Genomic DNA, 25,108 nt, shown 5'->3' on the forward strand with positions numbered 1-25,108 from the left:
TCAGTGCAGCTCCTGTCCGGGCAACAGCAGCTGTTTGCCGCCATTAATCAGGTCATTCACGCTTTGGGCGCGAGACCCTGGCAGCTGTAGTCGGGCAATGCGCAGGGCGCCTGTGCCACAGGCAATGTCGATGCCTTCACGTTCACGGCGAATGACGGTGCCGGCTGGCTTCTGGCTTTGTTCTTCAATGGCAATGGCTTCGTGAATTCGCAGGCGCTGCTGCTCAAAGTCGGTATAGGTGCCTGGCCAGGGGTTGAAGGCGCGAATCAGACGCTCAATGGCTTGAGCACTCAGCGACCAGTCGATATGGCCTTCTTCTTTGGATAACTTGTGAGCGTAACAGGCATCGTCATCGTTCTGCACTTCGCCTTGGAGTTCGCCCTTTTCCAGAAGCGCCAGCGCATCGATGATGGCCTGGCCACCCAAATCGGCCAGGCGATCATGAAGGCTGCCGCCGGTATCGTCTGCTGCGATCGGCGTTGCGGATTTCAGCAGCATGTTGCCGGTATCCAGGCCTTTGTCCATCTGCATGATGGTGATGCCTGTTTCTGCATCGCCGGCAGCAATGGCGCGTTGTATAGGTGCTGCACCACGCCAACGGGGCAAGAGAGACGCGTGAATGTTGAGGCACCCGTGTGCGGGGATGTCCAGTACGGCTTGGGGCAGAATCAGCCCATAGGCTGCAACTATCATCACATCTGGCTTGAGATCCGCCAATTCCTGTCGCGCTTCCGGGGCTTTGAAGCTTTCAGGTTGAAACACCGGGATGTCATTATCCAGGGCGACCTGTTTAACCGGGCTGGGCTGCAGCTTTCGGCCACGGCCGGCTGGGCGGTCGGGCTGGGAATATACGCCCACAATGGTGTGGTGAGTTTTCAGCAGCGCTTTCAGGGCGGTTGCTGCGAAATCCGGAGTGCCGGCAAAAACGAGTCGCACGGTGTTGGGTCTCTGTTTCGTTGAATACGAAAAGACCGGGCAGGGCCCGGTCCAGTACTTTAAATAATCCTCATGCGCCCATCAGACACTGTTCACGCACTTTGCTTTTGAAGCTTTTCCAGCTTCTTGCGAATGCGGTTGCGCTTGAGGTTGCTCAGATAGTCTACAAACAGTTTGCCGTTGAGGTGGTCCATTTCATGCTGGATGCAAACCGCCAACAGGCCGCGGGCTTCCATCTCAAAAGGCTTTCCGTCACGGTCCAGGGCGCGAATCATACAATGTTCTATCCGCTCTACGTCTTCATAAAAGCCTGGAACCGACAGGCAGCCTTCCTGCATGGCTTCAAGCTCGCCATCCAGTACTTCAACCTCCGGGTTGATAAATACCAAGGGCTCACTCTTGTCCTCGGAGAGATCCATAACGATGATCTGCTTGTGGACATTGACCTGTGTCGCTGCAAGCCCAATGCCGGGCGCATCGTACATGGTCTCGAACATGTCGTCGATGAGCTGGCGGTCGGCGTCCGTAAGCTTGTCAACCGGCTTGGCAATGGTACGCAAACGGGGATCCGGGTATTCGAGAATGTCTAGTATCATAGTGCTCGTACTTTTGGCCTGTATGACGAATGTCAGTGTTATTGGCTGACATTCTGAATGACTGGCAGTCTTGGCTGACTTTTAACGTTGTCTTTATGTAACTGTGTGAAAGCGATCTCTGAATTGGGACAGCGTAGAGCGCAAATTGTTCCTCTCACACTACTATAAGCAGCACACTGCCTCTATGGGTACATTATCCAACAATTTGCTGATTGAGTACAAACTGATCAGGTAATCGCTGAAACCCTCCATAAATGCCATAGAATTTACTGGAGGAACAAAAGATAACATCACAATTTGCGAGACTTCTTCTATAGTAAGTTGCATAACAACGTAATAAGCTGCAGAAAACTGACTGCATCCTTACCAGAATGCATAGAATCAAGGCACGCGATCAAGGACTTAGACAATGAGGAAACTGCTGTACGCTCTGGCAGCCACTATGCTGCTAATAACCTCCTGGGCTCATGCCGCACCTGAACTGCGGTCTGATCATCCTGAGCGTTACACTGTTGTGAAAGGTGACACCCTGTGGGATATCTCGGGGCGTTTTTTGAATAATCCATGGTACTGGCCGGAAATCTGGCACGTTAACCCGCAGGTTACCAACCCGCACCTGATTTACCCGGGCGACCGGCTTGCACTTGTTTATATTGATGGCAAGCCCCGTATTACCAAGGTGGCTTCCAATAACGGTGTTGTAAAGCTGTCGCCGCAGGTGCGCTCTGAGCGCATTGATACACCCATCCCGGCTATTCCACTGGATGCTATCAGCAGCTTCCTGACGGATACCCGTGTTGTAAGCCCTGAGCAAATCAATGAGGCACCATACATTCTGGAAGGCCGGGATGCCCGTATTGTACTCGGTGCCGGCGACCGTGTTTATGCCCGTGGTAAAAAGCCCGCAGACAAGGTGGGCGTATTCCGCCGCGGCAAAGAGTTTGTTGATCCGGATACCGGAGAGTTTCTTGGCCTTGAAGCCCGTAGCATTGCCCGTGGGGATATCTCTGCCGAAAACGGCGAGGTTCTGACTCTGGAGCTTACCCGCTCCAGTGAGGAAGTGCGCATTGGCGACCGCTTGCTGGTTAATGAAGATCGGCGCCTGACCACCAACTTTGTGCCCAGCTCCCCGGCAGACGATATTGAAGGCAGAATGATGTCGGTAGATGGGGGTGTTACCCAGATTGGACAGTACAACGTGGTTTCAATCAACCGTGGTGCCCGCGAAGGACTGGAAGCGGGTAACGTGATGGCCGTTCTCAAGAGTGGCAACCTGGTCCGTGACCCGGTTACCAATGAGACCATCGAACTGCCCTCCGAGCGAGCCGGCTTGCTGATGGTGTTCCAGGTGTATGAAAAAATGAGTTACGGGTTAATTCTGCAGGCCAGCCGTCCGCTGTCTGTGGGCGATAAGGTAACCAACCCCTGATTCAGTAATCGGTTAATCAGAGGCCGGGCCAGGAAGGCCCGGCTTTGTTGTTTTCAAGGATGATGCTGTGTTTTCTTCACTTTCTGCCCAGTGGCTGTTTCTTACGTGCCTGCCCAAGTTCGGCCGCTCCCGCCGACGAGCCATGCTCGCAAACATTCCCGACCTCACTGAACTGCTCGCCAAAAATGCTGCGACACTCCGGGCGCTCGGCCTGCATGCTGAAGCGGTGGCGGCTATCCTGGCATGGCAGCAACAGGACGAGACCAACGCAAGTGTAAGCGCCGTCCGGCAGATTTTGTTGGCTTGTGAACGGCATACCATCGGAATTCTGGACTGGCAGAACCCGGATTATCCGGAAGCCCTTCGGCACATTCACGATGCTCCTCTGGTGATTTATACCCGGGGGGATGCGAGCCTGTTGAACCGTGAACAGATCGGTATTATTGGCAGTCGTAATGCTACGCCAGCAGGGTTGGATCACGCTCGTTGCTTTGCGGCAGAATTAAGCGAGCGTGGATTACTGGTAACCAGCGGTCTGGCCCTGGGTGTAGACGGTGCGGCCCATGCGGGGGCACTGGACGCCGGGCACCCCACCATTGCTGTTATTGGCTGCGGCCTTGATCGCATATACCCGAATCAGCATCGACGGCTTGGTGAGCGGATTATCACCAATGGCCTGATGGTTTCAGAATACCCGCCGGGTACGCCGGCAAGGGCTGCTCATTTTCCTCAGCGCAATCGTATAATCAGCGGCCTGAGTCGCGGCATTCTTGTGGTAGAAGCAGGGCTTAAAAGTGGCTCCCTGATCACTGCCCGCCTGGCCCTTGAGCAGGGGCGCGAGGTCTTTGCGATTCCAGGGTCGATCCATAGCCCGGTGGCGCGAGGCTGCCATTACCTGATCAAACAGGGCGCTTGCTTGGTGGATCAGGTAGGCGACATTCTGGACGAGCTGGGCGCCTCCTGGTCGCAGCCCTCTGCACAGCCGGGTAACAGGACTGATGCCAGCCCGTTAGTGACTCTGGAGAGCAGGGAAATCGCGGTGTTTGAGGCATTAGGGTATGATCCACAATCAACCGATGCACTGTGTATGGCAACCGGTCTTCCGGCCGACCAGCTTGTCCAGTCTCTTCTGCTTCTCGAACTTGAAGGACTGGTGAGTTCTGCCCCCGGAGGTTTCCAGAAAATCGCCTGAACCCGGTGTGATGATTTATCCCGTTTTGGTCTGACAACATCAGCATGGCTGCGCCCAACCCTCTATTCGATCAGCAAATACAGCGTGCCTGCAGCGCAATCCTGCAAGGAGGCGTTATCGCCTACCCTACCGAGGCCGTTTGGGGTCTCGGCTGCGATCCCTGGAACCTGCAGGCGGTCACCCGCATTCTGGAACTCAAGAATCGCCCGGTGGAAAAAGGCCTGATTCTGGTGGCGGCGTCTGTGGAGCAGATCCGGTTCCTGCTGGCCCCCTTGCCTGAGAAGCTTCAGCTGGCGGCGCTTAGCTACTGGCCCGGCCCGGTGACCTGTTTGCTACCAGATGTGAACAAACAGATTCCAGAGTGGGTTCGTGGCAGTCATAGTTCCATTGCCGTGAGAGTGAGCGAGCACCCGGTGGTTAAGGCTTTGTGTGAAAGTGCCGGCATGCCTCTGGTTTCCACATCCTGTAACCCCGCCGGGGAAGAACCGGCCCGCGATGCTGAGCAGGTAGGCCATTACTTCAAAGACAAGCTTGACCAGATTGTGCCCGGAGCCCTCGGGGGTAACCGGAAACCCAGCCGAATTATTGATATTGTCAGCGGTAAACAGCTTCGTTAGGAGAATTCATGCCACAGCAACCCGATAGCAACGCGGTTAAGCAGTATCTGCTTGGTTTGCAGGAGACCATCTGTCAGCGTCTGGAAGCGCTGGAAGGCGGTGCAGAGTTTGTTCGTGATGCCTGGGATCGCCCAGAGGGCGGCGGTGGCGTTAGCCGAGTCGTCAGCGACGGCCGCGTTTTCGAAAAAGGTGGGGTCAACTTTTCCCACGTAATGGGCGCCACCATGCCGCCGTCGGCCACCGCCCATCGCCCGCATCTTGCAGGTGCCCCCTGGGAAGCTATGGGTGTGTCTCTGGTGATTCACCCGAACAATCCCTACGTGCCCACCTCCCACGCCAACGTACGGTTTTTCATCGCCACACCTGAGAACAGTGAGCCGGTTTACTGGTTTGGCGGTGGTTACGACCTGACCCCCTATTACGGTTTTGATGAGGACTGCGTGCACTGGCACAAAACCGCCAAAGACGCCTGTATGCCGTTTGGAGAAGATACGTATCGGCGCTACAAGGACTGGTGCGACGATTATTTTTATCTGAAACACCGGGACGAACCCCGCGGCGTTGGTGGCCTGTTTTTTGACGACCACAATACCGGCGATTTTGAGCAGGATTTTGGCCTGATGAAATCCGTGGGTGACAGCTATATTGAAGCCTATGAGCCTATTGTCCAGCGCCGCATGGATCAGGCTTACGGTGAGCGCGAACGGGATTTCCAGCTCTACCGGCGCGGGCGCTATGTGGAGTTCAACCTGGTGTATGACCGTGGCACCCTGTTTGGCCTGCAATCTGGCGGGCGCACAGAATCTATCCTGATGTCGCTGCCACCGTTGGTGCGCTGGGATTACAGCCGGGTGCCGGAAACAGGCAGCGAAGAAGCACGCTTGACTGAGTATTTTCTGACCGGGCGCGATTGGCTGACGGATGACATAAAATAAACGAGGTTAGCAATGAGCAATGACTTTTATGCGGTGGTGGGCCATCCGATAAGCCACAGCAAGTCCCCGCGGATCCACAGCCTGTTTGCCGAGCAAACCGGCGAGCCGGTAGAGTACACCGCAATTCAGGCGCCTCTGGATGGCTTTGCGGCGACGGTTGGCCAGTTTTTCGAGAGTGGTGGCAAGGGCCTGAACGTAACGGTTCCTTTCAAAGAGCAAGCCTGGGAACTGGCGGATAACCGGTCCGCGCGGGCAGAAAAAGCGGGTGCGGCCAATACTCTGTATCAGAACAGTGAAGGCCAACTGGTGGCCGACAACACCGATGGCCAGGGGTTGGTGCGGGATCTTACAGTCAACCATGGTGTGCAGCTCAAAAACGCCCGTATACTGATCCTGGGCGCAGGGGGTGCCGTTCGTGGTGTACTGGGCCCCCTGCTTGAGCAACAACCGACCAGTCTGACCATTGCGAATCGCACAGTGGCCAAAGCTGGGGCACTGGCTAAACTGTTTCGAGATGAGGCGGGTGCCACCAGTTTGAACGCCTGTGGTTTTGAGGCGCCAGATCAGCCGTTTGATGTGATTATCAACGGTACAAGCGCCAGCCTTCAGGGCGACCTACCGCCTCTTCGGACAAATGTGATCGCTGCCGGCACAGTTGTATACGACATGATGTATTCTTTACAGACCACCACGTTCAACCAGTGGGCTCTGGACAATGGGGCCGTTCGGGTATTGGATGGTTTGGGCATGCTGGTCGAGCAGGCCGCCGAATCCTTCCGTGTGTGGCGAGGCGTGCAACCGGACACGGCGCCGGTTGTTGAAGCACTGCGAAACGACTAAGACAACAACCCGCAAGGGCTATCCACAAAAGCAATCTACCAAGGGCTGTGTATGGACATTCTTACCCTCGTAGGGCTTGTCGCCGGCATTCTGATTGTGATTCTGGCGATGCTGGCAAACGCCTCGCTTCTTACCTTTCTCAATCTGCCGGGGTTGGCGATTGTGATTGGCGGTACCTTTGCGGTCACACTTGTAAAATTCCGCATGTCTTCGGTGATGAGCGCTTTCCGTCTGGCCATGAGAGCAGCATTTACCGATACGGTTGAGCGCCCTGCAGAGTTAATTCGCGAGTCTGGTGAGCTGGCTATGGTGGTGCGTAAAGAAGGCATCCTGGGCCTGGAAAACCATCAAACTGGCAATGAGTTCCTGCAAAAAGCCATAAACCTGTGTGTGGATGGACACCCCCCTGAGCTGGTTGAAGAGGCGCTGGCGCAGGAGTCCCAGCAGATGGCGGAGCGCTATGAAGTGGCTGAGCGGGTTTTTAGGGGTATTGGTGAATCTGCACCGGCCATAGGCATGTTGGGTACTCTGGTAGGCCTGGTACAGATGCTGAACTCGCTGGATGACCCCTCTTCCATCGGCCCGGCTATGGCGATTGCCTTGCTGACCACCCTTTACGGTGCCTTTATCGCCCAGCTGATAGCCCTGCCCCTGGCGGATAAGCTTCAGCTCAAGGCGGAAGATGAAAGCCGCAACCAGATCCTGATCATCACCTCCATACGTAACATCATGCGAGGCGAAAACCCCAGAGTTATGACTGAACTGCTCTCCTCGTTTGTAACGCCGGAACACCGCACAGGGCTGGTGCCGGAGCGGGAGGCCTGAGGTTTTGCAATCTATCCGGAAGGCCAGAAAGCCAAGGCAGACCAATCAAACGCCAGCGTGGATCGTTACCTTTGCCGATCTTGCTACGCTGCTGTTGACGTTTTTTATTCTGCTACTGTCTTTTGCGGAAATGGATATTGAAAAATACAAGGCCATGGCCAATTCCATGTCTGTGGCCTTTGGGTCTGCCAATGTGCTGGGCGATGGCATAGGCGGCTCACCTATTACCTTGGTGGAATCAGACACGGTCTCCCTGCCCGACCCCATCGATTCCGAAACCAGGGAGCCTGAATTTATTGACGAGCGCGCTCCAGAAACCGCAGACACGGTTATTTCCGGCGGCGTTATAGACCTGGCCAGTCGCATGATACAGGAGCTCGAAAATGAGGTTGCTTCCGGAGCGTTAAGTGTCAATTATGACAAAAACAAAGTGGTTATCCGTTTCTCGGAAGAAGCCACATTCCGCTCTGGCCAAGCCGCCATCAAGCCGGAGATGATCCCCATTATCGAACGAGTAGTGGACGTGCTGGCAGGCTGCACCGGCGATGTACTGGTATCTGGCTACACCGACGACCGGCCTATCTCCAGCAGCCGTTATCGATCCAACTGGGATCTTTCTGCCGCCCGTGCGGTATCTGTGGTGCATGAGTTGGTAATGAGCAAGCAGGTACCCGCTGAGCGCGTTGTTGCTGCTGGCCGAGCGGAAACCAACCCCCTGGCCGCGAACGATACGGCGGAAAACCGGGCATTGAACCGTCGCGTGGAAATAGCCATTCGCGACCCGAAGTGTGACGAATCCATATCAACCGGCGACCTGCCGGTGGAAATCTTGCCCTGAACTTAAATATACGAACATAGGAGAATGAAGATGAGCGGCCCTGATAAACCCAAGGTGCTTGATGAAGTGTGGAGCGACGAACGCGTAAAAAGCCACCTGCCAGCCCAGCCCAAAGAAGAAGGGGCTGACTACTCGGCCTTACTGAAAGCCTACCGGGCCATGAGGGCAGAGGATTTTGAACGCTTTGTGGGCTTCTTTGTGGAAGCAGGTGGTGATCTCAACGCCACTGACGAAGCGGGTGAAACCTTTCTGGATCACGTATCCCGGCACCGAAAAGGCGTAGATTACGCCCGGGCGCTGGAACGGGCTGGCGCAAGAAGTAGCGCTATGGCCGAGAGCTGAGCTTCGACCATAGCATTGAGTCTCAGAAGAGCGGAGTAGATTATTCGATATCTACTTCAATGGCCTTGGGCTCTTTCGGCTCTGCTTTTTGCAGACTGAGCGTGAGCAAACCGTCTTTGAAACTGGCTTTCACGCTGTCCTCTGCCACGTTTTCGGGCAGCGTGAAGCGCCGCACAAAGCTACCGTAGAAGCGCTCAACCCGATGCAGCTTCTTGTCTTTGGATTCTTCTTCGTGCTTGCGTTCGCCCTCAATTGACAGCACGCCATCGTGCACACTTACCTTCACATCCTTCCTGTCCATTCCCGGCAATTCTGCCTCAATGGTGAAGGCATCGTCTGTTTCCTTGATATCAACAGCAGGAGCCCAATCACTGCGGTTGAACAAATCCCTGCTTTCGCCACCGGAGCGGGATAAACCAAACATCCGGTTATAGCGACTCATCAGGTCGTCAAACTCATTGATCGGATTCCAGCGAGTAAGATTGCTCATGGTGACTTCCTCCTTTTCACACAGATACATATGAAAAAAATCAGCCTCGTTCCCGGAACTGCTCAGCAACCCGGCTATCGCCGTGGGGATATCCGCGAACTTCTGCTATTACGGAATATATGAACCCCTGATCATTTTTCAAGCCGACATAAGGTTAAATACTGACCGGTATCAAGTTTTCAGTTCAGCCAGATACTCATCCTTGAGCTTCACATAGTTGGCCGCTGTGTACGCAAAAAACGTGCGTTCTTTGTCGGTCAAGGCCCGCGCCTTCTTGCACGGCGAGCCAACATACAGATGCCCGGATTCCAGCGTTTTGCCCGGCGGCACCAAACAGCCTGCTGCCACAATCACCTCATCCTCCACCACGGCGCCATCCATAATGATGCAGCCCATGCCCACCAGCACACGGCTGCCGATGGTGCAGCCATGCAGGAGGGCTTTGTGCCCCACAGTTACATCGTCGCCAAGGGTAAGCGGATAGCCGCCCGGATTGAAGTCGCTGGCATGGGTGATGTGTAGCACGGAGCCGTCCTGAATACTGCAACGGTCGCCGATGCGAATTTTGTGCATGTCACCCCGCACCACGGTCATTGGCCAGATGGAGCAATCGACTCCGGTTTTAACATCGCCGATTACCACCGCACTGGGGTCCACCAGAGTGCGCTCTCCTAAATCTGGCGTGGTACCCTTGTGAGAACGTACATTCGTCATTACATATACTCTTTAGATGAGATTATTCCCCGAGTCTGGGTCGTCCGGATGGTGGGCCTTTCCAAAACACGCCGTAAATACATCCATGTAGGCTCGGCTCCGCCCTTTGGCGCTAACGCTCCTGCGTCGCGCCAAAGGTCCTGGGCAAGCCGTCCATGGCTTGCCCGTGAAGTGCTTTGCACTTCACCCATGGCTCCGCACGGTTTTGGAAAGGCCCACCATCCGGACTCTACTCCCGGGGTCGAACAGTCAAGCGTTGCCTGTACCACGCTACTTTACCAACTCACTGCTGAGAAGGGGATCCATGAACAATCCGTTACTGACTGATGATTTGCTGCCGAGATTTGACCATGTGAGAACCGAACACATGGAAACGGCTATCGACCAGATTCTCAGCGAAAACCGCATGAAAATCGCCAGCCTGGCCCAGAACGAAGATCCCACTTGGGACACTCTGGTTCAGCCCATGCAGTCGCTCGAGAACAGGCTGAGCAACGCCTGGTCCGTCATTTCGCATCTTAACGGTGTAATGAATAACGACGACCTGCGTAAAGTCTACAAAAACTGCCTGGAAAAGCTCACCGAGTACAGCACCGAAGTCAGCCAGAACGCAGCCCTGTGCGATGCCTTTAAAAAACTGGCAGCACGGGATGACTTCAGCGAACTGAGCGAAGCCCAGCGCAAAGCAGTAGATAATACACTGCGTGACTTCCACCTTGGTGGCGTCGACCTGCCCGACGATCAAAAAAAGCAGTATGCGGACCTCTCCCGCGAGTTGTCGGAGCTTACCAACCGCTTTAGCGACAACGTACTGGACGCTACCCAGAACTGGTTCAAGCACATTACCGATGTGGAAGAACTGGCAGGTATTCCGGAATCCGCTCTTGAAGGTGCCAAACAGGCTGCGAGTCAAAAAGAGCTGGATGGCTATGTGATTACTCTGGATTTCCCCAGCTTTTTCCCGGTTATGACCTACTGTGACAACCGCGAACTGCGTTACGAAGTCTACGAAGCCTTCGTTACCCGCGCCTCGGATGTGGGGCCGGATGCCGGAAAGTGGGACAACACCCAGGTGATGGCCGAAATCCTCAAGCGCCGCCACGCGCTGGCCAAACTGCTGGGCTTCAACAACTACGCCGAGCGTTCACTGGCCAAGAAAATGGCCCGGGATACCGACGAAGTTTTGGGCTTTCTCACTGAGCTGGCAGCCAAGTCCAAGCCGGTGGCAGAGAAAGACTATGCCGAGCTGAAAACCTTTGCCAAAAACGAGCATGGTCTGGATGATCTGAAGGCCTGGGACGTTGGCTACTACAGCGAAAAGCTTCGCCAGCAACGCTACGACATCTCCCCCGAAACCCTGCGCCCCTGGTTCCCTGTGGATAAAGTGGTGCCTGGCTTGTTCCGGGTTGCGGAGAAGCTGTTCGACATACAGATTGAAGCCAAACCAGACGTAGAAACCTGGCACGAAGACGCTACGGCCTACTGTATCAGCCGCAACGGTGAACCGATCGCCTGGTTCTACTTTGACCTGTTCGCCCGTCAGGGCAAGCGTGGTGGCGCCTGGATGGCCGATTGCCGGGTACGCTGGCGCGATCAGCGCGGTGCGCTGCAATTGCCAGTGGCCTTCCTCACCTGCAACTTCACGCCGCCGGTGAATGGCAAACCATCGTTACTCACTCACGACGAAGTCACCACCCTGTTCCACGAGTTCGGTCATGGCCTGCACCACATGCTTACTCAGGTGGAAGTCATGGATGTGTCCGGCATCAACGGCGTGGCTTGGGACGCGGTAGAACTGCCCAGCCAGTTCCTGGAAAACTGGTGCTGGAACCCCGAGTCGTTGGCCTTGATTGCCAGCCACCATGAAACCGGTGAGCCATTACCGGAAGACCTGCTGCAGAAGCTGCTGGCGGCCAAGAACTTCCAGTCTGGAATGGCCATGGTGCGGCAGTTGGAGTTCTCCCTGTTCGACTTCCGCCTCCATGCGGAGTTCACCGAAGAGGCGCCTACCAATCCGCTGCACATGCACCGCAAAGTGCGTGACGAAATTGCCGTGGTGGAAGCCCCGGAATTCAATCGCTTCCCGAACGCCTTCTCCCACATTTTTGCTGGCGGATACGCTGCTGGTTATTACAGCTACAAGTGGGCAGAAGTGCTGGCTGCAGATGCTTTCTCGCTGTTTGAGGAAAATGGCATCTTCGACCCTGAAACCGGCCGGGCGTTCTTGCAGAACATTCTGGAAAAAGGCGGGTCACAAGAGCCAATGGAGCTGTTCAAAGCCTTCCGGGGCCGCGAGCCGCAGGTGGATGCCCTGCTGAAGCAGACTGGCATCACAGACGAAGCGGCCTGATCCAATCCTCTCCGGTGGTTCTATAGCCACCGGAGACTTTAATCTGGAGTTACGTTATGGCGACCCCAAAGCGTTTTATAGCCGGTGCTGTTTGTCCCCGCTGTGCGGAGATGGACAAGATCATGATGTTCACCGATGACAACGACGAGCAGATTCGCGAGTGTGTGGCGTGCGGCTTTACCGATGCCATGTCGGACGCGGAACAGCCTGCAAATCCTGAATTGGAGACTCGGGTTAATACTCGCGGTAACGAGGATGATCATACGGTTAAGCAGGTTGTTTTCTTTAAGGCTGGGAGTGAGGACTAGGGATTAAAGATTAAGACTTGTAGCCTGCTGGTGCGGAGGTGTTCGAGGCCGCGGCGATATGTTTTTCTTCTGGGAAAAACAACTCGCTGCGCTCAGACATCTTTTTCCCGGCAGAAAAACATCTCCCCACGGCCTCTTGTTCATACTGCGCGGGTAACTCGGGTTAAAAGATAAGGGCGTTCAAATCGTTCGGTGCGGTTTGGATTTCAGATTTCAAATTCCAGGCTATGGTTTGTCATGTCCAGTGCAGGCAGCACTAAAACTCTTGCCCGGAACGCTTCCCCGCTTTCAATTTTTTCCTAGCGATATCTGTTCTGTGTGCCTAGAGGGTGCGGTGGGTCTTTTCTGGCGGAAAAAAGATGTCTGAGCGCAGCGAGTTGTTTTTTCCAGAAGAAAAGACCCACCGTGACCTCGTAGCCCCCAAAACCAGCAGGCTACGAAAAAGAAGGCCAACTCCAAAGTCAAAGAACCATAGCCGCCAACCACCCAAACCCAAGCAACGGCAGGTTGTAGTGCAAGAACGTGGGCACTACAGAATCCCAGATGTGGTTGTGCTGGCCATCTACGTTCAAACCGGCGGTGGGCCCAAGGGTTGAATCGGAGGCAGGGGAACCAGCATCACCCAGGGCGCCGGCAGTGCCGACCAGGGCAACGATGGCCAGGGAGCTGAAGCCCATTTCCAGAGCCAGAGGCACGTAGAGGGCGGCGATGATGGGGATGGTGGAGAAGGATGAGCCAATGCCCATGGTGATCATCAGGCCAACCAGCAGCATCAGCAACGCGGCCATAGGCTTGTTGTTGCCGATCATATCGACGGAACTTTGTACCAGGGTGGCGATTTCGCCGGTTTCACGCATTACTTCCGCAAAACCAGATGCCGCAATCATGATGAAGCCGATCATGGCCAGCATTTTCATACCTTCGGTAAACAGATCATCGGCTTCTTTCCACTTTACAACACCAGAAAGATTGAACAGCAGGAAGCCCGCCAGGGCACCGAGGATCATGGAGCCCAGCCATAGCTGAACCACGAAGGCAGCTACTATGGCGACAACGGCCATAACCAGTGTGCCGGAGCTGTAAGAGACATTTACGCGCTCGGTGCGGGTAATGGCTTCCAGATCGTATTCGCGATCGCCGCGGTAGCTGAAAAACACCGCAACCAAAAGGCCGCAGAGCATACCCAGCGCGGGCAGAGCCATGGCGTGCATTACGCTCAGGCCTTCAGTTTCGCCGCCGTTGGTGCTTATTTTGGCCATCAGGATATCGTTCAGGTAAATGCCGCCGAAGCCGATGGGCAGGAACATGTAAGGAGTGATCAAACCGAAGGTAAGTGCACAGGCCACGAGCCGACGGTCCATTTTCAGTTTGGCCATCACGTACAGCATGGGCGGAACCACCAGCGGGATGAATGCGATGTGGATCGGCAGGATGTTCTGGGATGACAGGGCAATCAGCACCAGCACGCCAATGATCATGAAGCGCACGCTTTTCGCTGCGGTACTGTTTTCCTGCTGGCCAACCATGGCCAGGGTTTTGTCTGCCAGTGCGTGGGCCAGACCGGATTTTCCAATGGCAACCGCAAAGGCACCGAGGGTAGCGTAGGAAAGCGCTACGGTCGCGCCGCCACCGAGGCCGTTGTTAAAGGCTTCAATGGTGGCCTCCAGAGACAAACCAGAGATCAGGCCGCCACAGACGGCACCTACGATAAGGGCAACAACAACGTGGATGCGGGCCAGGCTCAATACGAGCATGATCAGCACCGCGGCAACGACGGCATTCATGGGGAAGCTCCGAGTACACCTAGTGGGTTATCCGACCTTCTCGCGAAGGCGGGCATCATGAAAACGCGGTAATGTGCAGTAATTGGTCAGCTGAGTCAAAGGACTTGTGTAACTCTTGTCGCTCTTGAAAGCCTCAGTTCTCGTCAATGCGAGCAAAGCGTGGAACTTGCTCTCCTGCAACCTCAACGGTTTCACGGAACATGCTGAGTGGGCGCACCCAGAGGCTGTAATCGCCATACAAACAGCGATACACCACCAGTTTTTCTTCGGTTTCACTGTGCCGGGCAACATCGATTACTTCGTAATCCATGCCCTTATAGTGCCGGTAGCGGCCCGGGCGGATATCAGTTTTGTGTTCAGGCATAGTCAGTCTCTGAAGTTATTCCGTTGCACTTGGCGTGTTTCTTGGCCGAGTCAGATCCGGCCGGAACCCAGTGAGAAGCGGATATGATTGCGGGTCAGCAGGCTTTCCCAATAACGCCGCATCCAGTTCCAGGCATCATTATTGACCTGTTCAATGAAAGGGTCGAGGTTAAGTTCATAATAATCCGGCGTGCCCGCAATTTGCAGAACGGTTACGGTGATTGAATCGTCCAGTTCATTGGCGAAGGGCTCGCCTATAAGTTCGTGTACCAAAAGATTAGCCCGAGTTGCCTCTATATCCACAAGCCCGCCGTTTCGGATGGAGTGATTGTTTTCATGCATCTCTTCCATTAACCGGTGGCAAAGGTAAGCGCGAATCAAAAGGCCGTCCAAGCCGTCATAGCGCAAAAGCAGAGCCGATGGCTCGGTGAAGTAACCAATGGCGGCTTTTACAAAGGGATCAAACAGCTGGGCAGTGCCGGCTTCCCGTGCGCAGGCATCCACACACTCTATAAGCCGGGGCGCCATTTCAATGTACTCAATGGCAAATTGAAACAGGCAGGATGCAGGTTGATAGCCCTCAATGGTGACGGCCGAAGGCAATGCCGCTGCTTTTTTATGCAACTGCTTCAGAAAAGTACCCGAGCGAGCTTCCTTGCGCCGCGCGTGGTCAATGATTTCCAGAACTGCCTGTGGAGTCATTTGAGGGCATGCCAATGTCTGAACAAGTTGAGGTCGCAAGACGCCTCCTGTTACGGGCAGTGAGTAACCGGGCAATGGTGCAGCAGCTGGTTACTTCGTGTGACTACAAGGTGCCCGTCTTTTCTGACAAGTGTAGACGAGTTTTTCTGAGCTGCGATTTATGGACTGTCAGATATTGTTAATAATCGCATAGGGCTAAGTGGCCCTGAACCACCGATCGTTGCGTGTGTGTGACCAGCAAAGCCAGCCCATACTGGTTGCGCGGGCAAGCATCAGACAGATAAGTGAAAACCACAGGCCGTGATTTCCCCAGCCGGTGGTTAGCCACCACACCGGGACAAAAACCACCAAAGCAGAGAACAGCATGGTGTTCTGCATATCACGGGTGCGTGTGGCACCGATGAATACACCGTCAAACAAAAAGCCCCACACAGAAGCAAAGGGTAGAAGCCAGAGCCAGGGCAGGTATTGCCATGCGGTGGTGCGAACCTCCTCAATGCCGGTGAGCAACGCAATCAGGCTGCGGCCACCGGCAACAAACAGAATCGTCAGTAACAAAGAGCCCCAGAGAGACCAGCGTAAGGCGCAGCGGAACACCACCATAAAGCGTCGCCGGCTGCCCCTGCCCACAGCTTCGCCGATCAGAGCCTCTGCGGCATTGGCAAAGCCGTCCAGAGCATTGGATATCAGGAGCAGAAAGGTAATAAGTACTGCATTGGCCGCCAGTATGGTGTCGCCTTGGCGAGCCCCTTGAGCCGTGAAGAAGGCCAGCACCAGTAACAGCGCTATGGTTCGCACCATGATGTAGCGATTTACCTGCAAGATGGCCAGGTAGTCTGCAAGCGTTCCGAACAGCTCCCGGGTCAGCCTTTGCCCATCGGGCATGCGCTGCAACACGATAACAAAACCAATGGTGGCAGCACCGTATTCGGCAATGACCGTGGCAATAGCTACGCCACGGCTGTTCCATCCCAGCACAGTAACGAAGAACACATCCAGCACGATATTCAGGCCGTTGGCCACGATCAGCATGATCATCGGGCCGCGAGCGAACTGGGTGCCGATCAGCCAGCCTACAAGGGTGTACTGGCACAGCACTGCCGGGGCACTCCAGATTCGGATCGCGGCATATTCAGCGGCAAGCTCGGTGACCTCCGGGCTGGCATTCATCAGAACCAGCCCAATTCGGATCAGCGGTTGATGGCACAAAATCAACAGCAGGCCGATACCCACCGCCAACATGACCGAACGCAACAGAAGGGCAACCTGGCTGAAGCTGTCGCGCTTGCCCCAGGCTTGGGCGGCCAGACCGGTGGTGCCCATGCGCATAAAACCGAAAGTCCAGTACAGAATGGTGAACAGGTTTGCGCCTACCGCCACGGCGCCAAGATATTCCGGGCTTTCCAGGTGTCCAAGCACGGCTGTGTCTACCAGGCCCAGCAAAGGAACGGTGAGGTTGGTCAGCATCAATGGCCATGCCAAAGCCCATAAACGCCGGTCTGTTACCGACAGCTTGAATGTCATATTCGATCTGCTTCTTAAAAATTTGTGTTTAGTCGTTTTGGGTTTAGCAGGTTTTTAGTCTTTTTTTGATCTGTGTCTATACTCGAATGTGATGTATCCATAAGCAGGCTTTCGCTCTGAGTTTTCCTGGTGTATGCGAGCACCGGTTAAGAGCAGAGGGATTACGCAAAATCCGACAAGAATAATACTCTGTGGAGACACAGTATGCGCGTGCACGCTCAGCGGGTAGGTGCCCTTACAGGCGGTTTATTGTTTCCCGCACTGTCCATGGCGGACTGGACGGTAAACATGACCCCCGGGGTAACCGGTACCAGTAACGATATATTCAACCTTCACATGACCATTTTCTGGATCTGCGTTGCCATCGGGGCCGTGGTATTCGGAATCATGTTCTGGTCTATCTTTGCCCATCGCAAGTCCCAGGGGGCAAAACCTGCCAACTTTCATGAGAATACACTGGTTGAGGTCCTTTGGACGCTTATACCGTTGGTTATTCTCATTATCATGGCAATTCCTGCCACCGCCACCCTCATTGATATGTACGACACCACCGAATCGGACATTGATATCAAGGTGACCGGCTACCAGTGGAAGTGGCAATACGAATATATCAATGAAGATTTCGGCTACTTTTCCAACCTCACAACGCCCTCAGATCAAATCAGAAAACGGCAAACCAAGGGCGAAAACTACCTTCTGGAGGTGGATAACCCCATGGTAATTCCAGTGGGGAAGAAGGTTCGCTTCCTGCTGACTGCAAACGACGTGATTCACTCCTGGTGGGTGCCGGATTTCGGCGTAAAGAAAGATGCGATTCCCGGTTTCATCAACGAAGCATGGACCCGCGTAGACAAACCAGGCACCTATCGGGGCCAGTGCACAGAACTGTGCGGTAAGGATCACGGCTTTATGCCGGTAGTGGTCAAGGCGGTGCCCGAGGAGGAATACAATACCTGGGTTGCCGATCAGAAAGCCGCAGCCGAGAAAGAGCGTGAGTTGACCCAGAAAGACTGGACCATGGATGAGCTGATGGAGCGTGGCGAAAAGGCCTACGCAACAGCTTGCGCCGCCTGTCACCAGGTTAATGGCAATGGCGTGCCACCGGCATTCCCGGCGCTTAGAGGCAGCGCGATTGCGACGGGAGACATGGCCGCGCACATCGATGTTGTCGTTAACGGTGTGTCTGGTACAGCCATGCAGGCCTTTGGTGGGCAGCTGAATGAAGCGGATCTTGCAGCCATCATTACCTACGAGCGAAACGCCTGGGGTAACAATATGGGTGACATGGTCACGCCAAAAGAAATCTTCGATTACAAGAACCAACAGTAATCAACGCCAGATAACAGATATCACCAGCCACAAACATTGGCGGTAACGGGGGTTTTCATGAGTGCGGTTGCAGGTACCCACGCACAAGATCATCATCACGGCCCGGCTCGCGGCATCAGCCGCTGGTTGTTGACCACGAACCACAAGGATATCGGGTCCATGTACCTGATATTCAGCTTCGCCATGTTCCTGCTGGGCGGAACCATGGCCATGGTTATCCGGGCAGAGCTGTTCCAGCCCGGGCTGCAGATTGTCCAGCCGGAATTCTTCAACCAGATGACCACCATGCACGGCCTGATTATGGTCTTTGGTGCGGTTATGCCGGCGTTTGTCGGTCTGGCAAACTGGATGATACCTCTAATGATTGGCGCGCCCGATATGGCCCTGCCACGGATGAACAACTGGAGTTTCTGGTTGCTGCCCTGCGCTTTCCTGATTCTGGTTTCAACCCTGTTCATGGAAGGTGGTGCGCCAAACTTTGGCTGGACCTTCTACGCCCCACTCTCCACCACCTACGGGCCACCAAGCACCACCTTCTTTATTTTTGCCATCCACATCATGGGTGTGTCGTCGATCATGGGTGCCATCAACGTTATCGCCACGGTACTGAACATGCGGGCGCCGGGCATGACGCTGATGAAAATGCCCATGTTTGTATGGACCTGGCTGATCACCGCATTTCTGTTGATTGCCGTTATGCCGGTGCTGGCCGGCGTGGTCACCATGATGCTGATGGACATCAACTTTGGCACCAGCTTCTTCAACGCGGCCGGCGGCGGCGACCCGGTGTTGTTCCAGCACGTGTTCTGGTTCTTCGGACACCCGGAGGTTTATATAATGATTCTGCCGGCATTTGGGGCAATCTCCCAGATTATCCCGGCGTTTTCCCGCAAGCGCTTGTTCGGCTACGCCTCCATGGTTTATGCCACCGGTGCCATTGCACTCTTGTCATTCCTGGTTTGGGCTCACCACATGTTTACCGTGGGTGTGCCCGTGGCCGGCCAGTTGTTCTTCATGTACGCCACCTTGCTGATTGCCGTACCCACAGGGGTTAAGGTGTTTAACTGGGTAGCCACCATGTTCCGGGGCGCGCTTACGTTTGAGGCGCCCATGTTGTTTGCCATCGCCTTCGTGATTCTGTTTTCCATCGGCGGCTTCTCCGGCTTGATGCTGGCCATTGCTCCGGCAGACTTCCAGTACCACGATACCTACTTTGTGGTTGCCCACTTCCATTATGTGCTGGTGCCGGGTGCCATCTTCGGTATCTTCGCGTCGGCCTACTTCTGGTTGCCCAAGTGGACCGGCCATATGTATGACGAAACCCTGGCCAAAACCCACTTCTGGCTGTCCTTCGTCGGCATGAACCTGGCCTTCTTCCCGATGCACTTCCTGGGTCTTGCCGGTATGCCGCGCAGGATTCCGGATTACGCGTTGCAGTTTGCCGACTTCAACATGGTTTCGAGTATTGGGGCCTTCATGTTCGGCGCCACCCAGCTGCTCTTCCTTCTGATTGTTGTGAAGTGCGCCAGAGGCGGCGAAAAAGCACCGGCCAAGCCGTGGGAAGGTGCAGAAGGTCTGGAGTGGGAGATTCCTTCACCAGCGCCTTACCACACTTTTGCCACACCACCGGATGTGAAGTAGGAGGTTGACATCAATGGCCAATCAACCGGCAAACAAACCTGCCCCTCAACGCAGCAATACGCGGGTAGTGGGCTGGTGTATTGCTAGCGTGGCCGGAATGTTCGCTTTCGGTTTTGCCATGGTGCCGCTGTATGACGTCTTCTGTGACATCACCGGCATTAATGGCAAGACCAGCGGCCGCTACGAGTCTACTGAGCGTTCAGCGGCAGACATGACTCGTACCGTAAAGGTGCAGTTTCTGGCACAGAACGGCCCGGACATGCCATGGATATTCCGCCCAGTGGCACGCAGCGTTGAAGTACACCCAGGGGAAGCTATTACCGTGAACTTCTATGCTGAAAACCCCACTGATCGGGATATGGTTGGCCAGGCGGTACCCAGCTTGTCGCCCTCGGAGGGCACGTTGTATTTCCACAAAACCGAATGTTTCTGCTTCAACCAGCAGCCGCTGGCTGCCGGTGAGAATACAGAGATGCCTTTGGTATTCATTGTCGACCAGGACTTGCCCAGCCACATTACCAAGCTGACGCTGTCCTACACACTTTATGATCAGGGCGAGCCGCAAGCGACTGTATTAAAGACAACAAGCACAACAATAAACGATAACGGATAAGCCATCGGAGATTGCTATGGCGGATTATCAGAGCTATTACGTTCCCGAACAGAGCAAGTGGCCTATTATCGCCACGGTCGGCCTTGGGGTCATGTTGTTTGGTGCGGCCTCTATTATGGTCGCCAGCAATCAGGGCGACAGCACCGGTAGTGCCTGGATGATTTTTTGGGTAGGCGTGCTGGTCATGGTTTACATGCTGTTTGGTTGGTTTGGCAGCGTCATCAAGGAAAGTCGTTCCGGCCTTTATAGCCCTCAGATGGACCGCTCGTTCCGCTGGGGAATGAGCTGGTTTATTTTCTCGGAAGTCATGTTCTTTGCGGCATTTTTTGGTGCCCTGTTCTACGCCCGTGTGTTTGCCGTGCCCTGGCTCGGGGGTGAGGGCGACCGTGGGAGCTCCAACATGCTCTGGGAAGGCTTTCAAGCCACTTGGCCGCTGATAAACAACCCGGATCCGGAGGCGTTTCCTGCGCCAAAGTCCGTTATTGGTGCCTGGGGATTGCCTCTGGTAAATACCATTCTTCTTGTTACTTCGTCATTTACCATAACGGTCGCTCACCATGCCATCAAAGCGGACAACCGGAAAAAGCTGAAAATCTGGTTGGGGGCGACCATAGTGCTGGCGCTGGTGTTCCTGTTCTTTCAGGCGGAAGAATACATGCACGCTTATCAGGACCTTAACCTGACGCTGCAATCCGGCATATACGGCAGTACCTTTTTCATGCTTACCGGCTTCCACGGCTTTCACGTGATGCTGGGAACGCTGATGCTCATCATCATGTTTATACGCATTCAAAAAGGACACTTCACTGCGGATAACCACTTCGGGTTTGAGGCGACGTCCTGGTATTGGCACTTTGTGGACGTGGTCTGGTTGGGCCTGTTTGTGTTTGTATATGTCATATGAGGCAACCAGGGTTTGTGTTCAGGGAGTCGGGTGCAGTGTCAGGCTCCCTTGCCACAGAGACAGAAGAATAACCGCCAGCAGAAGCACGCTCAGAGTTACCCGCACCGCGAGGGAGTTCACCACCCGGTTGGTTTTGCCGCCGTCTTTGATGAGAAAGAAAAGACCACTGAAAAGGCTGATAATAACGGCAAGCATGAGAAAAATGATAAGGGCTTTGAGCATAAAAGAGTCTCTGTTTTTTGTTCTGAGTAAAGCCAGAAACACTATAGCAGACCATGACTGAGGCAAAACAAAACACTCGAAAATGGCAGCTGAACTGGCGGTTAATGGTTTTTACGGGCGCTTTTTTACCCTTGCTGGTGGGTCTCGGAATCTGGCAGCTCAACCGGGCAGAGGAAAAGCAGGTTCTGCTTGAGCAATGGCAGCAGGAAGCTCAGAACCTTGATTGGCCGGAGCAAGTCGCCAGTGGGCTTGCTAGCGGCAGGCCGGTAACGGTTACCGGGCTTTTCGGCAAGCGCAGTTGGCTTCTGGATAACCGCACCCGTGATGGTATTGCCGGTTACGAGGTTCTGACGGCTTTTTATCCGCTGCAGGGCCCTGTGGTTTTGGTCAACAGAGGTTGGATAGCCGCACCGAGAACGCGAAACACATTGCCCGACGTAGCTCCCCCCGAAGGAGTCTTCAGCTTGAGCGGACGGCTAAATCATTATCCGGAACCGCCGGTACTGTCTGCTAAAACTGCTTTCGCTGAAGGATGGCCCCGGCGGGTACAGACGCTTCCCGGGTCAACTGCGAGGGTTGAAATTCCAGAGCTGCCTGATGCTATTATCCGATTGGAGGGTAGTGAGCAACCGGGCGCTTACCGTGCTGACTGGGAACCGGACCTCATGGGCCCGCAAACCCATTACGGATATGCGACTCAATGGTTTGCGCTTGCACTGGTGCTGACTATATTGAGTGTAGTCGCGAGTTATCGAAAGACAGGAAGCAATAATGACAATGACAATGGCTAACGGGTTACCACAGCAAGACGAAACTGAAGGCCCAACCCCGGAACAGGTTCGGAGGGGGCGGCGCACGGCCATGTTGCTGTTTGCACTTGGTTTCGGGCCGATGATCCTGGCCACCATCATGTTTTATACCGGCTGGCTGAACCCCGCCGGGCATACCAATCAGGGCGTACTGATCAGCCCCACTATGCCTGTATCTGAACTCAACCTGGAAACGCTCTCAGGTGAACCTCTGGCCAATCGTTTCACCACAGGTAAAACAGATCCTCAGTGGCTGTTGGTGGTTGCCGCGGGAGACTGTGATAGTCGATGTGAAGAGCTGCTCTACCTGGCCCGACAAGTGAACATTGCACTGGGAAAGAACGCTAACCGAGTTTCAAGAGCCGCAGTGCTGGGTGGTATTACCGGTGACCTGGCAGCGCGGTGGCCTACCGAGTACCGGTTAATGGAACGCTTGCAGCCTGCGGCTGGGACAACGACATCTTGGCCTGCCGGAATCAATCCGGAAAAAGAGCCCCGTATCATGCTGATCGACCCATTCGGCAACGTGATGATGCACTACGGCCCGGAAAACTCCGGAAAGGACATGCTGAAGGATTTGAAACACCTGCTCAAACTGTCTCAGGTGGGCTAAGGCATAGCCTGGAGGAGCCAGCGTGAATCATACGATCAGCAAACGTCAGCCAAAAGCCAGCGCCATGGCAAATTGGGCGACCTTTTCAGTCATTCTTGCTGTTGTGGTGATCATGCTGGGCGCCTGGACACGGCTGGTAGATGCAGGGCTGGGCTGCCCTGACTGGCCTGGATGCTACGGCTTCCTGGCGGTACCCCAAAGCGAATCGAATATCGCCATAGCCAATGCCCGCTTTCCGGATTCGCCCGTGGATGCAGCCAAAGGCTGGCCGGAAATGATTCATCGGTACGCTGCTGGCACTTTGGGGTTGGTGGTGTTTGGCCTCGCTGCAGCCGCAGTTCGTAAACGTCGCAGTGGTGTGCCTTTCAAGCTGCCCCTGTTCATTGCCGGGTTTATCCTGCTGCAGGGTGCTTTTGGTATGTGGACGGTGACCTTGAAGCTCTGGCCGCAAGTGGTTGCACTTCATCTTCTTGGCGGCTTTACCACGCTGAGTCTGCTGACCTTGCTGGTTCTGCGCCTAAGAAAATTCGCGGCAACTCAGGGCAAAGACTTTGAGCGAACACGTGAAAAACACGTTAAACCCACCTCGAACGCCACCCGCTTGGCAAGCCTCCGTCCCTGGCTTTATGGCGGATTGTTGCTGGTTACTCTACAAATTGCCCTGGGCGCCTGGACCGCGGCCAATTATGCCGCCGTTGCCTGTACCGATCTGCCCACCTGTCAGGGTGAGTGGTGGCCAAAGGATATGGATTTCCAACACGGTTTTGATATTACCCAGCATGTGGGCCCGAATTATCTGGGCGGGCAGCTCACAGCCCATGGGCGTGTAGCCATACATGTAACCCATAGAGTCGGTGCGCTGGTGGTTCTGGGATACTTTGCTGTTTTGCTGACGTTGATCTGGCGTAGAAGCGCCAGTGGCGAGCTGCGTCGCCCGGTGCTGCTTGTTGCCGCAGCGCTGGCGGCTCAGATCACCCTCGGACTCGCCAACATTATTTTTTATATTCCCCTGCCGATTGCAGTAGCCCACAACGCCATGGGCGCCGGGCTGCTGTTGTCGGTGATATACCTGATCTGGCAGCACCATCAGCTGCCCCAAGCCCAGCTTGCAAGAGCAATACCTACAACAATAATGCATCAGGAGATGACGGCATGAGTGAGCAAGTGGACGTACTGCCGACCCGGAACAGAACCAGCCAATCCGCACGGAGCATTTCCTGGCGGGATTATCTGGAGCTGACCAAGCCCAACGTTGTGGCTTTAATGATACTGACATCCGCCATTGGCATGCTGCTGGCAACCTCCGGTTTACCCAGCCTGAGTGTGCTGATCTGGGGTAACCTCGGCATAGCTTTTCTTGCCGGTGCTGCCGCTGTGGTCAACCACGTTGTCGACCAGAAAATAGATACCGTAATGGCACGCACCCGCAAGCGCCCCGTGGCTACCGGTAAAATATCCCCGGTAGAGGCGATTGGTTTCGCCACACTGCTAGCGAGTATCGGCATGGTGGTATTGATGTGGCAGGTAAACCACCTCACCGCATGGCTCACTTTGGCATCCCTTGTCGGCTACGCCGGCGTTTATACCCTGTTCTTGAAGCGCGCTACCCCTCAAAACATCACAATCGGTGGTCTGGCTGGTGCCATGCCGCCACTGCTGGGCTGGACAGCCGTTACCGGCCAGGTAGAAGGCCACGCTCTGTTGCTCGTTCTCATCATCTTCGCCTGGACGCCCCCGCATTTCTGGGCATTGGCTATTCACCGTAAAGAAGAATACGCCAAAGCCGGCATTCCCATGCTGCCGGTCACCCACGGCAATAAATTCACGGAATTGCACATTCTGCTTTATACCCTGATGCTGCTGGCAGTCAGTCTGCTACCGTTTGTCACAGGCATGTCTGGCTGGATTTACCTCGCTGGCGCGCTCGCTCTTGGTCTACGCTTTTTGCAGTACGCCATACGCTTGCTAAAAGGAGACGACCGTCGAGTGGCCTTGAACACCTTCAAATACTCCATCACTTACCTGATGGCGCTGTTTGTGGTACTCCTTGTAGATCACTACGTATTTTTCTGATGCCGGAAAAATTTTGTGGAGAGGAGGGGGGATGCCTTTTCCGGCGGGAAAAAGATGTCTGAGCGCAGCGAGTTGTTTTTCCCAGAGGAAAAGGCATCCCCCCTCCTCCCTGGCACAAT

At 54.8% G+C, this 25,108-nt stretch carries 27 protein-coding genes; 18 read left to right on the forward strand and 9 right to left on the reverse strand.

Going from position 1 to position 25,108, the window contains the following annotated elements:
* Together fmt and def are read right to left on the reverse strand one after the other, a co-directional pair.
* A complete protein-coding gene (fmt, locus tag CDH47_RS05580) occupies positions 1-936 on the reverse strand; it encodes a methionyl-tRNA formyltransferase (protein WP_100638876.1) in 936 nt (311 codons plus the stop codon).
* A 92-nt stretch (positions 937-1,028) separates the two neighbouring features.
* On the reverse strand, positions 1,029-1,532 hold the full coding sequence (gene def, locus CDH47_RS05585; protein ID WP_100638877.1) for a peptide deformylase: 504 nt from the start codon (positions 1,530-1,532) through the stop codon (positions 1,029-1,031).
* A 409-nt stretch (positions 1,533-1,941) separates the two neighbouring features.
* Between def and CDH47_RS05590 the strand changes: the two genes are divergently transcribed.
* The 8 genes from CDH47_RS05590 to CDH47_RS05625 all read left to right on the forward strand — a co-directional run bounded on the left by CDH47_RS05590 (position 1,942) and on the right by CDH47_RS05625 (position 8,550).
* Complete coding sequence (locus CDH47_RS05590) at positions 1,942-2,961, forward strand: LysM peptidoglycan-binding domain-containing protein (RefSeq protein ID WP_100638878.1); 1,020 nt, start codon at positions 1,942-1,944, stop codon at positions 2,959-2,961.
* Positions 2,962-3,028: 67 nt separating this feature from the next.
* Complete coding sequence (gene dprA, locus CDH47_RS05595) at positions 3,029-4,153, forward strand: DNA-processing protein DprA (protein ID WP_100638879.1); 1,125 nt, start codon at positions 3,029-3,031, stop codon at positions 4,151-4,153.
* A 44-nt stretch (positions 4,154-4,197) separates the two neighbouring features.
* Entirely contained in the window at positions 4,198-4,770 is a 573-nt protein-coding gene (gene tsaC, locus CDH47_RS05600) for an L-threonylcarbamoyladenylate synthase type 1 TsaC (RefSeq protein ID WP_100638880.1), read from the forward strand.
* A gap of 8 nt (positions 4,771-4,778) precedes the next feature.
* A complete protein-coding gene (hemF, locus tag CDH47_RS05605) occupies positions 4,779-5,705 on the forward strand; it encodes an oxygen-dependent coproporphyrinogen oxidase (RefSeq protein ID WP_100638881.1) in 927 nt (308 codons plus the stop codon).
* Between the two features lie 12 nt (positions 5,706-5,717).
* Positions 5,718-6,545, forward strand: a complete 828-nt coding sequence (gene aroE, locus CDH47_RS05610; protein WP_100638882.1) for a shikimate dehydrogenase — start codon at positions 5,718-5,720, stop codon at positions 6,543-6,545.
* 51 nt (positions 6,546-6,596) lie between these two features.
* Positions 6,597-7,370 (forward strand): motility protein A, encoded by a 774-nt coding sequence (locus CDH47_RS05615; RefSeq protein WP_100638883.1) that lies wholly within the window; start codon positions 6,597-6,599, stop codon positions 7,368-7,370.
* 4 nt (positions 7,371-7,374) lie between these two features.
* A complete protein-coding gene (locus CDH47_RS05620) occupies positions 7,375-8,208 on the forward strand; it encodes a flagellar motor protein MotB (protein ID WP_100638884.1) in 834 nt (277 codons plus the stop codon).
* A 30-nt stretch (positions 8,209-8,238) separates the two neighbouring features.
* Positions 8,239-8,550 carry a PA4642 family protein gene (locus CDH47_RS05625; protein ID WP_100638885.1) on the forward strand — a complete coding sequence of 104 codons (312 nt, stop codon included), beginning with the start codon at positions 8,239-8,241 and terminating at the stop codon, positions 8,548-8,550.
* Positions 8,551-8,590: 40 nt separating this feature from the next.
* On the opposite strand, the gene CDH47_RS05630 is transcribed toward CDH47_RS05625, so the two are convergent.
* On the reverse strand, positions 8,591-9,040 hold the full coding sequence (locus CDH47_RS05630; protein WP_100638886.1) for an Hsp20/alpha crystallin family protein: 450 nt from the start codon (positions 9,038-9,040) through the stop codon (positions 8,591-8,593).
* 171 nt (positions 9,041-9,211) lie between these two features.
* On the reverse strand, positions 9,212-9,754 hold the full coding sequence (locus CDH47_RS05635) for a gamma carbonic anhydrase family protein (protein ID WP_100638887.1): 543 nt from the start codon (positions 9,752-9,754) through the stop codon (positions 9,212-9,214).
* 304 nt (positions 9,755-10,058) lie between these two features.
* Here CDH47_RS05635 and prlC point away from each other — a divergent pair, with 304 nt between their 5' ends.
* Both prlC and CDH47_RS05645 read left to right on the forward strand, forming a co-directional pair.
* Positions 10,059-12,104, forward strand: a complete 2,046-nt coding sequence (gene prlC, locus CDH47_RS05640; protein WP_100638888.1) for an oligopeptidase A — start codon at positions 10,059-10,061, stop codon at positions 12,102-12,104.
* Positions 12,105-12,160: 56 nt separating this feature from the next.
* Positions 12,161-12,412, forward strand: coding sequence for a YheV family putative zinc ribbon protein (locus tag CDH47_RS05645; protein ID WP_100638889.1), 252 nt, complete (start codon positions 12,161-12,163; stop codon positions 12,410-12,412).
* Between the two features lie 461 nt (positions 12,413-12,873).
* Here the strand turns inward: CDH47_RS05645 and CDH47_RS05650 are convergent, their stop codons facing one another.
* From CDH47_RS05650 to CDH47_RS05665, 4 genes are all read right to left on the reverse strand, one after another.
* Positions 12,874-14,196, reverse strand: a complete 1,323-nt coding sequence (locus CDH47_RS05650) for a Na+/H+ antiporter family protein (protein WP_100638890.1) — start codon at positions 14,194-14,196, stop codon at positions 12,874-12,876.
* 133 nt (positions 14,197-14,329) lie between these two features.
* Positions 14,330-14,560 carry a DUF1653 domain-containing protein gene (locus CDH47_RS05655; RefSeq protein WP_100638891.1) on the reverse strand — a complete coding sequence of 77 codons (231 nt, stop codon included), beginning with the start codon at positions 14,558-14,560 and terminating at the stop codon, positions 14,330-14,332.
* A gap of 50 nt (positions 14,561-14,610) precedes the next feature.
* The gene (locus tag CDH47_RS05660; protein WP_100638892.1) at positions 14,611-15,261 is read right to left on the reverse strand and encodes a hypothetical protein; all 651 of its coding nucleotides are present in this window, start codon (positions 15,259-15,261) and stop codon (positions 14,611-14,613) included.
* A 195-nt stretch (positions 15,262-15,456) separates the two neighbouring features.
* Complete coding sequence (locus CDH47_RS05665; RefSeq protein WP_100638893.1) at positions 15,457-16,785, reverse strand: MATE family efflux transporter; 1,329 nt, start codon at positions 16,783-16,785, stop codon at positions 15,457-15,459.
* Positions 16,786-16,989: 204 nt separating this feature from the next.
* Here CDH47_RS05665 and coxB point away from each other — a divergent pair, with 204 nt between their 5' ends.
* The 4 genes from coxB to CDH47_RS05685 are packed head-to-tail and all read left to right on the forward strand — an operon-like array spanning position 16,990 to position 21,272.
* Positions 16,990-18,114: a cytochrome c oxidase subunit II gene (coxB, locus tag CDH47_RS05670; RefSeq protein ID WP_100638894.1), complete on the forward strand. Its 1,125-nt coding sequence runs from the start codon at positions 16,990-16,992 to the stop codon at positions 18,112-18,114.
* A 57-nt stretch (positions 18,115-18,171) separates the two neighbouring features.
* Positions 18,172-19,755 carry a cytochrome c oxidase subunit I gene (ctaD, locus tag CDH47_RS05675; RefSeq protein ID WP_100638895.1) on the forward strand — a complete coding sequence of 528 codons (1,584 nt, stop codon included), beginning with the start codon at positions 18,172-18,174 and terminating at the stop codon, positions 19,753-19,755.
* A gap of 13 nt (positions 19,756-19,768) precedes the next feature.
* Positions 19,769-20,368, forward strand: a complete 600-nt coding sequence (locus CDH47_RS05680) for a cytochrome c oxidase assembly protein (RefSeq protein ID WP_100638896.1) — start codon at positions 19,769-19,771, stop codon at positions 20,366-20,368.
* Between the two features lie 16 nt (positions 20,369-20,384).
* The gene (locus tag CDH47_RS05685; protein ID WP_100638897.1) at positions 20,385-21,272 is read left to right on the forward strand and encodes a cytochrome c oxidase subunit 3; all 888 of its coding nucleotides are present in this window, start codon (positions 20,385-20,387) and stop codon (positions 21,270-21,272) included.
* Between the two features lie 18 nt (positions 21,273-21,290).
* On the opposite strand, the gene CDH47_RS05690 is transcribed toward CDH47_RS05685, so the two are convergent.
* The gene (locus CDH47_RS05690; protein WP_100638898.1) at positions 21,291-21,494 is read right to left on the reverse strand and encodes a twin transmembrane helix small protein; all 204 of its coding nucleotides are present in this window, start codon (positions 21,492-21,494) and stop codon (positions 21,291-21,293) included.
* Positions 21,495-21,547: 53 nt separating this feature from the next.
* Between CDH47_RS05690 and CDH47_RS05695 the strand changes: the two genes are divergently transcribed.
* From CDH47_RS05695 to cyoE, 4 genes are all read left to right on the forward strand, one after another.
* Complete coding sequence (locus CDH47_RS05695) at positions 21,548-22,285, forward strand: SURF1 family protein (RefSeq protein WP_100638899.1); 738 nt, start codon at positions 21,548-21,550, stop codon at positions 22,283-22,285.
* The gene (locus tag CDH47_RS05700) at positions 22,266-22,916 is read left to right on the forward strand and encodes a hypothetical protein (protein WP_420843662.1); all 651 of its coding nucleotides are present in this window, start codon (positions 22,266-22,268) and stop codon (positions 22,914-22,916) included. Before CDH47_RS05695 ends, CDH47_RS05700 begins: the two co-directional genes overlap by 20 nt.
* Positions 22,917-22,980: 64 nt before the next feature.
* The gene (locus tag CDH47_RS05705; RefSeq protein ID WP_100639319.1) at positions 22,981-24,072 is read left to right on the forward strand and encodes a COX15/CtaA family protein; all 1,092 of its coding nucleotides are present in this window, start codon (positions 22,981-22,983) and stop codon (positions 24,070-24,072) included.
* Positions 24,069-24,989, forward strand: coding sequence for a heme o synthase (cyoE, locus tag CDH47_RS05710; protein ID WP_100638900.1), 921 nt, complete (start codon positions 24,069-24,071; stop codon positions 24,987-24,989). Before CDH47_RS05705 ends, cyoE begins: the two co-directional genes overlap by 4 nt.
* Positions 24,990-25,108: the final 119 nt, after the last annotated feature.

The organism is Marinobacter salexigens, from assembly GCF_002806945.1.
GTDB classification, from domain to species: domain Bacteria; phylum Pseudomonadota; class Gammaproteobacteria; order Pseudomonadales; family Oleiphilaceae; genus Marinobacter; species Marinobacter salexigens.

Bases quoted from the DNA above. Each gene is read 5' to 3' on its own strand.
- CDH47_RS05690 (WP_100638898.1), bottom strand. From the start codon at position 21,494: ATGCTCAAAGCCCTTATCATTTTTCTCATGCTTGCCGTTATTATCAGC.
- CDH47_RS05645 (WP_100638889.1), top strand. From the start codon at position 12,161: ATGGCGACCCCAAAGCGTTTTATAGCCGGTGCTGTTTGTCCCCGCTGT.
- tsaC (WP_100638880.1), top strand. From the start codon at position 4,198: ATGGCTGCGCCCAACCCTCTATTCGATCAGCAAATACAGCGTGCCTGC.
- coxB (WP_100638894.1), top strand. From the start codon at position 16,990: ATGCGCGTGCACGCTCAGCGGGTAGGTGCCCTTACAGGCGGTTTATTG.
- CDH47_RS05625 (WP_100638885.1), top strand. From the start codon at position 8,239: ATGAGCGGCCCTGATAAACCCAAGGTGCTTGATGAAGTGTGGAGCGAC.
- CDH47_RS05665 (WP_100638893.1), bottom strand. From the start codon at position 16,785: ATGACATTCAAGCTGTCGGTAACAGACCGGCGTTTATGGGCTTTGGCA.
- CDH47_RS05590 (WP_100638878.1), top strand. From the start codon at position 1,942: ATGAGGAAACTGCTGTACGCTCTGGCAGCCACTATGCTGCTAATAACC.
- CDH47_RS05680 (WP_100638896.1), top strand. From the start codon at position 19,769: ATGGCCAATCAACCGGCAAACAAACCTGCCCCTCAACGCAGCAATACG.
- CDH47_RS05660 (WP_100638892.1), bottom strand. From the start codon at position 15,261: ATGACTCCACAGGCAGTTCTGGAAATCATTGACCACGCGCGGCGCAAG.
- CDH47_RS05685 (WP_100638897.1), top strand. From the start codon at position 20,385: ATGGCGGATTATCAGAGCTATTACGTTCCCGAACAGAGCAAGTGGCCT.
- CDH47_RS05705 (WP_100639319.1), top strand. From the start codon at position 22,981: ATGGCAAATTGGGCGACCTTTTCAGTCATTCTTGCTGTTGTGGTGATC.
- cyoE (WP_100638900.1), top strand. From the start codon at position 24,069: ATGAGTGAGCAAGTGGACGTACTGCCGACCCGGAACAGAACCAGCCAA.
- prlC (WP_100638888.1), top strand. From the start codon at position 10,059: ATGAACAATCCGTTACTGACTGATGATTTGCTGCCGAGATTTGACCAT.
- CDH47_RS05655 (WP_100638891.1), bottom strand. From the start codon at position 14,560: ATGCCTGAACACAAAACTGATATCCGCCCGGGCCGCTACCGGCACTAT.
- CDH47_RS05700 (WP_420843662.1), top strand. From the start codon at position 22,266: ATGACAATGACAATGGCTAACGGGTTACCACAGCAAGACGAAACTGAA.
- def (WP_100638877.1), bottom strand. From the start codon at position 1,532: ATGATACTAGACATTCTCGAATACCCGGATCCCCGTTTGCGTACCATT.
- ctaD (WP_100638895.1), top strand. From the start codon at position 18,172: ATGAGTGCGGTTGCAGGTACCCACGCACAAGATCATCATCACGGCCCG.
- CDH47_RS05615 (WP_100638883.1), top strand. From the start codon at position 6,597: ATGGACATTCTTACCCTCGTAGGGCTTGTCGCCGGCATTCTGATTGTG.
- hemF (WP_100638881.1), top strand. From the start codon at position 4,779: ATGCCACAGCAACCCGATAGCAACGCGGTTAAGCAGTATCTGCTTGGT.
- CDH47_RS05650 (WP_100638890.1), bottom strand. From the start codon at position 14,196: ATGAATGCCGTCGTTGCCGCGGTGCTGATCATGCTCGTATTGAGCCTG.
- CDH47_RS05695 (WP_100638899.1), top strand. From the start codon at position 21,548: ATGACTGAGGCAAAACAAAACACTCGAAAATGGCAGCTGAACTGGCGG.
- CDH47_RS05635 (WP_100638887.1), bottom strand. From the start codon at position 9,754: ATGACGAATGTACGTTCTCACAAGGGTACCACGCCAGATTTAGGAGAG.
- CDH47_RS05630 (WP_100638886.1), bottom strand. From the start codon at position 9,040: ATGAGCAATCTTACTCGCTGGAATCCGATCAATGAGTTTGACGACCTG.
- aroE (WP_100638882.1), top strand. From the start codon at position 5,718: ATGAGCAATGACTTTTATGCGGTGGTGGGCCATCCGATAAGCCACAGC.